Annotated in this window: 12 protein-coding genes; 8 read left to right on the top strand and 4 right to left on the bottom strand. The window is 70.2% G+C overall.

Annotation, left to right across the window (positions count from 1 at the left end):
• Both ACWEOO_RS37085 and ACWEOO_RS37080 read right to left on the bottom strand, forming a co-directional pair.
• Positions 1-1,173, bottom strand: a 1,173-nt coding sequence (locus ACWEOO_RS37085; protein ID WP_452147023.1) for a hypothetical protein, incomplete at its 3' end; no start/stop codon positions are given.
• 51 nt (positions 1,174-1,224) lie between these two features.
• The gene (locus ACWEOO_RS37080) at positions 1,225-2,679 is read right to left on the bottom strand and encodes a flavin-containing monooxygenase (RefSeq protein ID WP_452147022.1); all 1,455 of its coding nucleotides are present in this window, start codon (positions 2,677-2,679) and stop codon (positions 1,225-1,227) included.
• A gap of 67 nt (positions 2,680-2,746) precedes the next feature.
• Between ACWEOO_RS37080 and ACWEOO_RS37075 the strand changes: the two genes are divergently transcribed.
• Together ACWEOO_RS37075 and ACWEOO_RS37070 are read left to right on the top strand one after the other, a co-directional pair.
• Positions 2,747-3,373 carry a TetR/AcrR family transcriptional regulator gene (locus ACWEOO_RS37075; RefSeq protein ID WP_452147021.1) on the top strand — a complete coding sequence of 209 codons (627 nt, stop codon included), beginning with the start codon at positions 2,747-2,749 and terminating at the stop codon, positions 3,371-3,373.
• A complete protein-coding gene (locus tag ACWEOO_RS37070) occupies positions 3,373-3,948 on the top strand; it encodes a GNAT family N-acetyltransferase (protein WP_452147020.1) in 576 nt (191 codons plus the stop codon). The genes ACWEOO_RS37075 and ACWEOO_RS37070 overlap by 1 nt, the downstream gene beginning before the upstream one ends.
• Before the next feature lie 2 nt (positions 3,949-3,950).
• Here ACWEOO_RS37070 and ACWEOO_RS37065 read toward each other — a convergent pair whose 3' ends face one another.
• A complete protein-coding gene (locus ACWEOO_RS37065) occupies positions 3,951-4,592 on the bottom strand; it encodes a phosphotransferase (protein ID WP_452147019.1) in 642 nt (213 codons plus the stop codon).
• 62 nt (positions 4,593-4,654) lie between these two features.
• Between ACWEOO_RS37065 and ACWEOO_RS37060 the strand changes: the two genes are divergently transcribed.
• Positions 4,655-5,617: a glucuronyl esterase domain-containing protein gene (locus tag ACWEOO_RS37060; protein WP_452147018.1), complete on the top strand. Its 963-nt coding sequence runs from the start codon at positions 4,655-4,657 to the stop codon at positions 5,615-5,617.
• Positions 5,618-5,626: 9 nt separating this feature from the next.
• On the opposite strand, the gene ACWEOO_RS37055 is transcribed toward ACWEOO_RS37060, so the two are convergent.
• Positions 5,627-6,118 carry a DUF1269 domain-containing protein gene (locus tag ACWEOO_RS37055; RefSeq protein ID WP_359936670.1) on the bottom strand — a complete coding sequence of 164 codons (492 nt, stop codon included), beginning with the start codon at positions 6,116-6,118 and terminating at the stop codon, positions 5,627-5,629.
• Between the two features lie 372 nt (positions 6,119-6,490).
• Here ACWEOO_RS37055 and ACWEOO_RS37050 point away from each other — a divergent pair, with 372 nt between their 5' ends.
• Genes ACWEOO_RS37050 through ACWEOO_RS37030 form a run of 5 tightly spaced genes read left to right on the top strand, consistent with a single transcriptional unit; the run spans position 6,491 to position 11,041 of the window.
• On the top strand, positions 6,491-7,393 hold the full coding sequence (locus tag ACWEOO_RS37050) for an ABC transporter ATP-binding protein (protein WP_359936673.1): 903 nt from the start codon (positions 6,491-6,493) through the stop codon (positions 7,391-7,393).
• Positions 7,390-8,124: an ABC transporter permease gene (locus ACWEOO_RS37045; protein WP_355697074.1), complete on the top strand. Its 735-nt coding sequence runs from the start codon at positions 7,390-7,392 to the stop codon at positions 8,122-8,124. The genes ACWEOO_RS37050 and ACWEOO_RS37045 overlap by 4 nt, the downstream gene beginning before the upstream one ends.
• Positions 8,125-8,148: 24 nt before the next feature.
• Positions 8,149-9,282 carry a sensor histidine kinase gene (locus tag ACWEOO_RS37040; RefSeq protein WP_452147017.1) on the top strand — a complete coding sequence of 378 codons (1,134 nt, stop codon included), beginning with the start codon at positions 8,149-8,151 and terminating at the stop codon, positions 9,280-9,282.
• Between the two features lie 10 nt (positions 9,283-9,292).
• Positions 9,293-9,901, top strand: a complete 609-nt coding sequence (locus ACWEOO_RS37035; RefSeq protein ID WP_359936679.1) for a response regulator transcription factor — start codon at positions 9,293-9,295, stop codon at positions 9,899-9,901.
• Between the two features lie 42 nt (positions 9,902-9,943).
• Positions 9,944-11,041, top strand: coding sequence for a sulfite oxidase (locus ACWEOO_RS37030; RefSeq protein ID WP_452147016.1), 1,098 nt, complete (start codon positions 9,944-9,946; stop codon positions 11,039-11,041).
• The last annotated feature ends 66 nt before the right edge of the window (positions 11,042-11,107 follow it).

Below are 11,107 nucleotides of genomic sequence, written 5' to 3'. Positions count from 1 at the left end.
CCCGAGGACGTGTCCGAGCACGATCGCGCCGATCTGGACTCCCGCGATCAGACCGGTCCCGAGGAACGCGTAGTCGATCGGCGTCCCGCTCGTGCCGAGCAGGTCCCAGCCGCGCCCGAACGGGTCGGTCGCGAGCAGCCAGCCCGCCTGCCCCTGGAACAGCGCGAACGAGAAGTAGTGCGCGACGGCGTACCCGATCTCGATCGGCACCAGCGAGTGCGCGAACGCTCCTGGCAGTCCGGCCGTCCCGACCGCACCCGGGCGGATCCGCGCCGCGCCGGTGGTGCGCGCGGCCAGCAGGAACAGCCCGGTGACGATCGCGACCGTGACGACCAATCCCAGCGTGTACGCCGGAATGTGGGCGATCCCACCCGTCAGCCGCGTCCAGACGGACCAGCGAGAGATGCCGTCGAAGGCCGTCGACCCGAGCAGCAGGCACAGCAACCCGACGATCCCCGGCTGCTGTGGCATCGTCGCCAGTCCGGCCAGCGGGTTGCGCAGCTCGAGCCGGCCGTGATCGCCGCGCCCGAGCGGGCTCAGCCGCGCGAGCACCTCGGCGTACACCTCGAAGCTGTCCCCGGTCCCGAACCAGGCCGGCCCGTAAACGATGCCTGCGGCAACATTCAGCACGGCGTACGTCGTGGCGAAGAGCGCGACCACCCGCGGGTCGGATCCCTCCGGGTAGACAAGTTCCAGCCACAGGAACCCGGCCAGTCCGGCGACGGCCGGCCAGTACGCGATCCCGCGGGGCAGCGGCCGGTACGACGTGCGCCGTACGACGCCGGCGATCGTCCGCAACGGGTTCGCGAGCCGCCAGATCGGGCCGCACAGCAGTGAGAGCGGGATGATCCCGACCCACATCCACACGTATAGCCAGGTCGGCGCGGGGTTCAGCGATGGGTCGCCGAGCCAGGCGGCGCCGAGCAGCAGCGCCGGCAGTACCAGCCCCACCAACTTGAGCACGACACGCGTCACCGGGGCGTCGACGATCCGGGTCAGCACGCCGAGCGGCCGGCCCACGGTCCCCTCGAACCGCGGGCGCGACCAGAAGGCAGCCAGCGCGAAGAACGACACCGCGACGGCGGCACCGGCGGAGTAGATCGCCAGCCACAGCGGCACCGGCAGGTCTCCTCGACCGCCGATCCCGTGCAGCGGCAGCAACTGCACCAGCACGCGCGCCGCCTCCGATCAGTATCAGACCGATCGAATGTAACACGCACGATGTCACATAGAAAGCGTCTGATACTCACCGGGATCGAAGTGCCGGGTCAGCTGCCGGAACCGGAAGGTGAACGACGGCCAGAGGGTCGTATTGCGGCCCTCCGAGTCCAGGTACCAACTGGTGCAGCCGCCGCGGGTCCAGACCGTGTTCCGCATCGACGAGCGGACCCCGTCGACGAACGCGCGCTGCACATCCCGCCGTACCTCGACCTCCCGGAGGCCCCGCACGTCCATGGTCTTCAGCGCGTCGAGGATGTACGCGATCTGGGACTCGATCATGAACACCATCGAGCTGTGACCGAGGCCGGTGTTCGGCCCGATCAGCATGAAGAAGTTCGGGAAGCCGGCGATCGCCGTCCCGAGATGGGCCTCCATGCCGTCGGCCCAGGCCTCGCGCAGCGAGACGCCGTCGCGGCCGTGCACCATGTCCATCACCGGCAGGTCGGTGACCTTGAAGCCGGTGCCGTAGATGATCGTGTCGACCTCGTGCTTCACGCCGTCGGTGGTGACGATGCCGGTCGGCGTCACCTCGGCGATCCCGTCGGTGACCACCTCGACGTTCGGCCGGGCGAGCGCCGGGTAGTAGTCGTCGGAGATCAGCACGCGCTTGCAGCCGAGGGTGAAGTCCGGCGTCAGCTTGGCGCGCAGCAGCGGGTCGCGGACCTGGTGCGCGAGATGCTTCTCGGCCACCTTCTGCGCCTGCTTCATGATCGCCGGCAGTTTCGTGAACCCGAGCACCATCGACTCGCGACCCCAGTAGATCCCGGCCCGGACAGCCTTCTGCACCAGCGGGAAACGGCGGTACACAGCCTTCTCGGCCGCGGTGATCTTGCGGTCGGGCCGCGGCATCACCCACGGCGGCGTCCGCTGGAACAGGTGCAGCTCCTCGACCTCGGGCTGGATCGCCGGCACGAACTGGATCGCCGACGCGCCGGTGCCGATCACGGCGACCTTGCGGCCACTGAGGTCCAGGTCGTGGTTCCAGCGCGCGGAGTGGAAGACCTCCCCCTCGAAGTCCTCGATGCCGGGCAGCTTCGGGTACGACGGCTCGGCCAGCGGGCCCATCCCGGACAGCAGGATGTCCGCGGTGAACGTCTGCCGGTTCGTGGTGATCTGCCAGCTGCCGTCCTGCCGGCGCGCCGACTCGACGGTGTTGCCGAAGCGGATGTGCGGGCGCACGCCGTACGCGTCGGTGACGGTGCGCAGGTAGTCCTCGATCTCGGGCTGCGGCGAGAACGTCGACGACCACTCCGGGTTCGGGGCGAAGGAGAACGAGTACAGGTGTGACGGCACGTCACACCGGCAGCCTGGGTAGGTGTTGTCGCGCCAGGTGCCGCCGACGTCCTCGGCGCGCTCCAGCACGACGAAGTCGTCGTATCCGGCCTGCTTCAGGCGGACCGCCATCCCGATGCCCGCGAACCCGGTCCCGATCACCACGATCCGATGCCGCTCGCCCATGCCTGGCCTCCGCTCGGCTGTAGAACTTACTCGCAGTAAGTTACTCGGAGTCAGTTAGACTGCGCAAGTGACCTCGACCACGGAACGTCCACCGAAACGCCGCCGTGATCGCGCGGCCCGGGAGCGGGAGATCCTCGAGGCGGCCGAGCAGATCTTCGGCGAGCGCGGGTACCAGGGCACGTCGATGGACGATGTCGCCGCGAAGGTCGGGGTGTCGAAGCCGCTGATCTACCAGTACTACGGCTCGAAGGACGGCCTGTTCCTCGCCTGCCTGGCCCGGCTCCGCGGCCACCTGCTCGACACCGTGGCCGACGCGGTGATGGCCGCCCCCAATGCCGAGGACGCGCTGTACGCCGGATTCCTGGCCTGGTTCCGCTTCCTCGACGAGCACCCGCAGGCGTGGTCCGTCCTGGTCGACGAGGGCATGCTGAGCGCGGGCCCGGCCGCGGAGGCGACCGACGAGGTCCGCGCGGCCTTCATCGAACTGATCGCCACCATGGTCCGGATGAACCTCCCCGCCGGCCGCGCGGTCGACGACGACGAGGTCCAGATCGTCGCCCAGTCCATCTCCGGCGCCACCGAGCGCCTGGCCATCTGGCGCACCCGCACCCCCACCCCACCGACCCCCGAGAAGGTCGCCCGCACCCTCCAGGACCTCCTCTGGCAGGGCCTGCACACCCTGAAGTCGAGCTGATGCAGGTCGAGTCCTACCCGGAGACCGCCGTACCCGCGGCCCTTCGCGCCCAGGTCCACGAGCTACAGAACCAGGCCTGGCCGTCCGATCCCCCGTCACCCGCCGATACTCCGGTCCACGACCCGGCGCTGCATCCGCTCTCGATGCTTCTCGTAGACGAAGGGCTGGTGGTCGCCGCGCTGGACGTCCTTCGCAAACCGCTCCAGCACAGCGGCACCACCTTTCGCGCCGGCGGCCTCAGCACTGTCGTCACCCGCGAGACACTCCGGGGCCGCGGGTACGGTCACCAACTGGTCGCCGCGGCCCGCGACGTGATGGCCGACCTGCGCCTCGACCTCGGCGTCTTCACCTGCGACCGTGCTCTGCAGCCGTTCTACGAGTCAGCAGGCTGGCAGCACCTTGCCGGCACGGTCCTGATCGGTGGCACGCCCGACGACCCGTTCCCCAGCGACCAGCCCGGCTTCGACAAGGTCACGCTCGCCGCGTTCTTCACCTCCACCGCCCGGCAACTCGCCCCGACGTTTCACAACGCCCGCATCGAGCTCTACCCGGGCTCGATCGACAAGCTCTGGTGACTTCAGGCGCTCGACGTGAAGTCGCTCAGGATGTCGGCGACGGATTCCTGGCCGTCCGCGAGGGTGCCGGGGCGGCGGTCGAGGTAGTACGGGATCGCGATGACCACCAGGGAGAGCGCCCAGCCGCGGGCGCGGAGCCAGGTGGCGTCGTCGATCTCGAGGGCTTCGCGGTACGCCGCCCGCGACGCGCCCTCGAACAGCCACCACGCGGGCAGTACGTCGCCGGCCGGGTCGGCTGCGCTCGCCGTACCGAAGTCGATCACCGCCGACAGCTTGCCGTCGGCAACCAGTAGGTTGCCGGACATCAGGTCGCCGTGGATCCACCGCGGTACGCCGTCCCAGGTGTCCGCGCCCAGCGACTCCTCCCATGCGGCCGTCAGCAGACCGGTGTCGAAGTGTTCCTTCAGCTCGTCCAACGCCTGGCGGAACATCACGTCACGCGGCGCCAACGGCGTACCCCGGGTGAACGGGTCGCCGTCCGGCACCGGCGCACCGGTGGTGTCCACCTCGCGCAGCGTCCGGACGAAAGCAGCCAGATCCCGTGCACCTCGTACGGCGTCGACCGACTCCGGCGCGAACGGTGCCCCCACCAACGCGGAGTCGATCGCTACCTCGTCGTCATGCAGCTTCGGCACACCCGTCACGGCGCGACCCTCACACCGGCCACGCCGGCCGGTCAACCGATTTCCCCTCGAGTACTTACCTCGTGGAGCTTCCTGAGGCGTGGCAGCGCGCCGTCGTACCACCGCTGCCGGCAACCGGGTCGGACGTCGTCGACGAGTTCGCACGCACGATCTACGGCCGTACGCCGACGGGTGGTGAGGTGACCGAGCTGGTCCTGCGTTCGCGCGACGACGGTGTGCTCGACGGCGCGGCCGATCGGTTGCGGCACCGCGCGGTGATCGCGTGCCCGCTCGGCAACCTCGAGCTCGACACGCTCACCCACCTGCCGTCCGGCGCGAGCGACGCGCCCGTCGTCGTGGTGCTCAACTTCAAGGGCAACGACGAGACGATCGAGACCTGGCCGTACGCGACGGTGACCGCGGCCGGGTACGCCGTACTCACCGTCGACTACCAGCAGATCGAGCCGGACGACCCGGCGCCGTCCGCACCCGGCGTCCGCGCGTTGTTCCCCGCGGAGGCTTGGGGCGCGGTCGCGGCCTGGGCTTGGGGACTCTCGCGCCTGCTCGACATTGCCGGACGCATCTCCGGCATCGACACCGTCGGCGCGGTCGTGCTCGGGCACTCGCGGCTTGGGAAGGCCGCGCTCTGGGCCGGCGCGCAAGACGAGCGCTTCGCCGTCACTGCCGCGAACGGTTCCGGCTGCTGCGGCGCGGCGCTGTTCCGGCACCCGGCGGGCGAGGACATCGCGGCGATCACCTCACGGTTCCCGCACTGGTTCGTGCCGTCGTTCGCGGCGTACGCGGGCCGCGAGAACGACCTGCCCGTCGACCAGCACCAGCTCCTGACGAGCATCGCCCCGCGCCGCGTCGCCGTCACCAGCGCCGAGGACGACGCCTGGGCCGATCCGATCGGCGAACACCTCGCCGTGGTCGCCGCCCGCCCGTCGTTCGCCCCGAACGCCATCGGCTATCACCTGCGCCCCGGCGGCCACGACCTCCTCGAGGAGGACTGGCTGTACGTCGTGGACTTCGCGAAACGCGGCTGAAGCCGCGGTTCAGTCGCCGAACATCTCGTGGATGGCGGCTTCCTGGTCGTCGGTCAGGTCGGTGTGGATCAGCTTGGCGCGCAGGCCGGTGCGCTGGAAGGTCGCACGGACCTGATCGGTCACCTCGTCGCTGGACAGCAGGAACAGCGCCGACGTACCCGGCGTCACCTGGCGACGGACCTCCTTGATGAAGTCGTCGTCGATCCCGACGTCGATCAGCGATCCGGCGACCGCGCCGGCCGCCGCTCCGATCGCGGCGCCCGCCCACGGCATCAGGAAGATCGTCCCGAACAGCATTCCCCAGAACAGCCCGCCGACCGCGCCCGGCCCCGTCATGTTCCGCACCTGCCGGGTCCGCGGCCGCCGCTTCTCCGGCTGCCAGGACACCGATGCCGCGTCATGGATCCGGATCAGCTTCTGCTTCGCCAGACTCTCCAACGTCCCGATCGCCTGGTTGGCCCCGTCCCAGCTCTCGAACTTCCACACCGTCAACGTCGCCACCACACCGCTCCCCTCACACCCACCCGCCGTCTCCCGCCCGTGCACACGGACCCGAACCCCCGCGGGCAGCCCGCCCCGAGTCCGCCGCACACCCACCCCGCCATGCACGACCCCCGCCGCACCACGCACGCCAGCACCCACAGCACCCACCCCGATCGCGTTCCCTTCCTCAACACTCCACTGGACGCTCCCTAACCCCAATCAGTTGCCGCCTGTCCACCCCGATCAAGCAGTCCACCACCACGAACCCCCATGAACCAGACCTCACCCACCCCCAGGTATCCCTCACAGGGTTTCGGCTGACGGATGTCATGGGTGGGTCGTGACGAGCGATCCAGGGGTGCGGCGGGGTGGTCCAGCAGGCTTCTGGGTATGACGACAACGACTGCGGTCAGCCTGCGGGGTGTGACCAAGAGGTATGCGGACGTGCAGGCCGTCGCCGGGGTGGATCTGACCATCCGGGCCGGTGAGGTGGTGGCGCTGCTCGGGCCGAACGGGGCGGGCAAGTCGACCACGATCGAGATGCTGCTGGGTCTGGTCAAGCCGGACCAGGGCGCCGTCCAGGTGTACGGCGGTACGCCGACGGACGCGATCGCCAAGGGCCAGGTCGGCGTGATGCTGCAGAGCGGCGGCATCATCGAGGACGCCAAGGTCGGCGAGCTGCTGGAGCTGGTGGCCGGCCTGCACAACGACCCGATGCCGGTACGGGAGGCCCTGGAGCGGGCCGGGATCGCGGACCTCACCAAGCGGACGATGAAGGCCCTGTCCGGCGGCCAGAAGCAGCGGGTGCGGTTCGCGATGGCGATCATCCCGCAGCCGGACCTGATCGTGCTGGACGAGCCGACGACAGGCATGGACGTCGAGTCCCGCCGCGACTTCTGGGCGTCGATGCACGCCGAGACCGCCCGCGGGCGGACAGTCCTGTTCGCGACCCACTACCTGGAGGAGGCGGACTCGTACGCCGATCGCGTGGTGCTGATGCGCAGCGGCAAGGTCGTTGCCGACGGCACCGCCGCGCAGATCAAGGCGAGCGTGTCCGGCCGCACCATCCGAGCCACGATCCCGGGCGCCGACCTGGCGGCGCTCGCGTCGCTGCCCGGCGTGCGCAACGTCGAGACCCGCGGTGACGTCGTGCTGCTGCAGTGCGGCGATTCCGACGGCACCTTGCGCCACCTGCTCGAGAACACGAGCGCCCACGACATCGAAGTGACGTCCGCCGACCTCGAGGACGCCGTCCTCGCGATCAGCGCGGCCCAAGAGGAGAGCCTGGCATGAACCGCGACTACCTGATCTTCGACATCCGCCGCACGCTGCGGAACCGGCGGGTGCTGATCTTCTCGATCCTGATGCCGCTGGTGCTGTTCCTGATCTTCGGCCTGACGATCCCGCAGGACGCCAACGAGGCCGGGATCTCCGCGATCGCGTACGTGATGGTCAGTATGGCGATGTTCGGCTCGATGTCCGCGGCGATGAGCAGCGGCGGTGTGATCGCGGCCGAGCGCGACGGGGGCTGGAACCGCACACTGCGGCTCACCCCGCTGAAGCCGCAGGCGTACGTCGTCAACAAGGTGATCCTGAGCCTGCTGCTCGCGATCCCGCCGCTGGTCGTGGTGTTCCTGTGCGGCATGACGTTCGGGCACGTGCACCTGAGCGCCGGCCAGTGGCTGACGGTCGCGCTGGTGTCCTGGCTCGGCGCGCTGCCGTTCGCCGCGATCGGTCTGGTCATCGGGTACATCGCGAAGCCGGACAGCGTCCAGCCGATCACCGGTCTGAGCACGATGCTGATCGCGGCGTTCGGCGGCCTGTGGCTCCCGGTCGACCAGATGCCGTCGGTGATGAAGCACATCGCCCAGCTCACCCCGGCGTACTGGACCGGTCAGACCTCGCGGAGCGCGCTGGCGCAGGGCGGGCTGGACACCCACGCGCTGCTGGTGGTGCTCGGCTGGACCGTCGCGCTCGGGTTCATCGGCCTGCGCCGGTTCCGGGCCGACACCGCCCGCGCCTGAGCACCGGGCGATAGCGTGACCACCGTGAAGACACCGCCGACGCTCGTGGAAGCGCTCGCCGAGCGCGGAGGCCGCCCAGGACCTGGGCGGTGGGGCTGGCTCGCGGCCGGGGTCTGGTTGTTCTACCTGTCCCAGCCGTTCGAGGAGATCATCCACCGGCAGGGAACGACCCGGGTCCTCGGTCTGGTCACGCTGTCGCTGTTCGCGCTGTCGTACCTCGGCTTCTTCGGCTGGGTCCGCTGGGTGGGCCTCGGCGCCGGCGGGATGCCGACGTGGCAGCGCCTGCTGTACATCGGCGGCATGCTCGCCCTCTGCCTGCTGATGCTGCCTGCGGCCGGTCAGCAGGCGCTGACCTGCCTGGTCTACATCTCCGCGGTCGCGATGATGGCCGTCGATCTCCGGATCGCGATCGGCATCGTCGCGCTGCTGCTCGGCGGCGCCGAGTTGTCGATGCGGATCGTGCCGGGCTGGACCGACGACGGCAGCTACGGGTTCGCGATCTTCCTCGGCGCGCTGGCCGTGTTCGGGATGCGGCGGGCGATCCAGCGCAGCCTCGAGCTGAACGCGGCCCGTAAGGACATGGCCGAGCTGGCCGTCCAGGAGGAGCGGAACCGGTTCGCCCGGGACCTGCATGACATCCTCGGCCACTCGCTCACGGTCATCACGGTCAAGGCGGAGCTGGCCGGCAAGCTGATCGCGGCGAACCCAGAACGAGCGGCCGCCGAGGTCGCGGACGTCGAGAGCCTGGCACGGGCCGCGCTGGCCGACGTGCGGGCGGCGGTCGCCGGGTATCGCGAGCTGAGCCTGGCCGGTGAGCTGGTCTCGGCCCGCGCCGCGCTGCAGGCCGCCGAGATCAAGGCGGACCTCCCGACCGCGGTCGACGAGGTTCCCGAGGAGAACCGCGAGCTGTTCGCCTGGATGGTTCGGGAAGGCGTCACGAACGTCGTCCGGCACTCCGGTGCGAAGCGCTGCACGATCCGGATCTCGGCGACGCAGATCGAAGTACTCGACGACGGAAAGGGCCCGACGCCGGGCGGCGGCGCGTCCGGCCACGGGCTGGTCGGGCTGCGCGAACGGGCGGACCAGGCCGGTGCGAGTGTGCAGGTCGGTCAGGCGCCGGGCGGCGGGTTCCGGCTGGCAATGAACGTCGGGCTGTGAGGATGGTGCGGTGAGCATCCGACTGCTGATCGCCGACGACCAGGCTCTGGTCCGCGGTGCCCTGGCCGCCCTGCTCGACCTGGAGCCCGACCTGGAGGTGGTGTCCGAGGTCGGTCGCGGCGACGAGGTGATCGACGCGGCGAAGAACGCCCGGCCGGATGTCGCCCTCCTCGACGTGGAGATGCCCGGGCTGGACGGCATCGAGGCGGCCGCCGCGCTGCGCGCCGCCGTACCGGGGGTGCGGGTGCTGATGGTGACCACGTTCGGCCGGCCCGGGTACCTGCGTCGCGCGATGGAGGCCGGGGCTGCCGGGTTCGTCGTCAAGGACACCCCGGCGACGCAGCTCGCGGACGCCGTACGACGCGTCCATCAGGGGCTGCGCGTGGTCGACCCGTCGCTCGCCGCCGAGACCTTGGTGGCCGGGACGAGCCCGTTGACGGGCCGCGAGTCCGACGTACTGCGGGCTGCCCGCGAGGGAGGCACCGTGGCGGACATCGCCAAGGAGCTGCATCTGTCCGAGGGAACGGTCCGCAACCATCTCTCGGCCGCTATCGGCAAGACCGGCGCACGGACCCGCGCCGAAGCAGCTCGGATCGCTCTGGACAACGGCTGGTTGTAGCCAGTCCCTACCTCTAGGGTTGCCTCAGGGGAGGGATCTGCGATGTCGATCGAGAGTTTCAGCGTTCGGGGGCGGTTGGCGGACACGGGTGAGGGGATCACCGCCGACGAGTTGCAGCTGGCGGCGCGCAATCACGGCATGCCGCTGGAGGGTCTGCGGTACGACGTGACGCCGCCGGGACTGCATTACGTGCTGGTGCACTACGACATCCCGGCGACGAACGCGGGCGACTGGGTGCTGAGCGTGGACGGATGCGTCGAGCAGCCGTTGTCGTTCGGGCTGACCGAGTTGCGCGCGATGGGCCGCCGGACCGTCCGGGTCACGTTGGAGTGCGCCGGCAACGGCCGGGCGACGCTGCAGCCGCGGCCGATCAGTCAGCCGTGGCTGTCGGAGGCGGTCGGTACGGCGGAGTGGACCGGTGTGCTGCTCGCCGACCTGCTGCGGCTGGCCGGGCTGCGCGCAGACGCCGTGGACGTGGTGTTCACCGGCGCGGACCACGGGGTGGAGCGCGGGGTCGAGCAGGACTACCAGCGCGGCCTGTCGGTGGCGGAGGCGATCGACTCCGGCGCCATCGTCGCGTGGGAGATGAACGGTGGGCCGCTACCGCCGCAGCACGGGTACCCGCTGCGCCTCGTCGTACCGGGCTGGTACGGGATGGCCAGCGTGAAGTGGCTGCGGTCGATCGAGGTGATCGACCACGCGTTCGACGGCTTCCAGAACTCCGTCGCGTACCGGATCCGGGCCGACGCGGACGACCCGGGGAGCGCGATCACCCGGATCCAGCCGCGCGCACTGCTGATCCCGCCGGGGTTCCCGGACTTCATGAGCCGGCACCGATTCGTTGCCGCCGGCACCGTTCCGCTGTTCGGCCGAGCCTGGTCCGGGTGGGCGCCGATCGAGCGTGTCGAGGTCAGCACCGACGCCGGCGTGAACTGGCACGAGGCGACATTGGATGCCCTGGGCAATGACGAGCTCGCCTGGCGGGCCTTCGCCTACGACTGGGAGGCGACGCCGGGCGAGCACGTGCTCACGGTCCGCGCGTACGACGCCGCCGGGAACGAGCAGCCGATCGAGGCCGAGTGGAACCGCGGCGGCTTCAGCAACAACACCGCCCAGCGGATCACGGTCCTGGTCACCTGAACCACCGCGTGTCGCTGGCGCGTTCCTGCGGACCGCGGTCACATCCTGGAGACGTACACGGTTCTC

It is taken from the genome of Kribbella sp. NPDC004138 (assembly GCF_053603655.1).
Note: the sequence above shows the minus strand (reverse complement) of the source record. Positions and strands in the feature narration are given on the sequence as shown.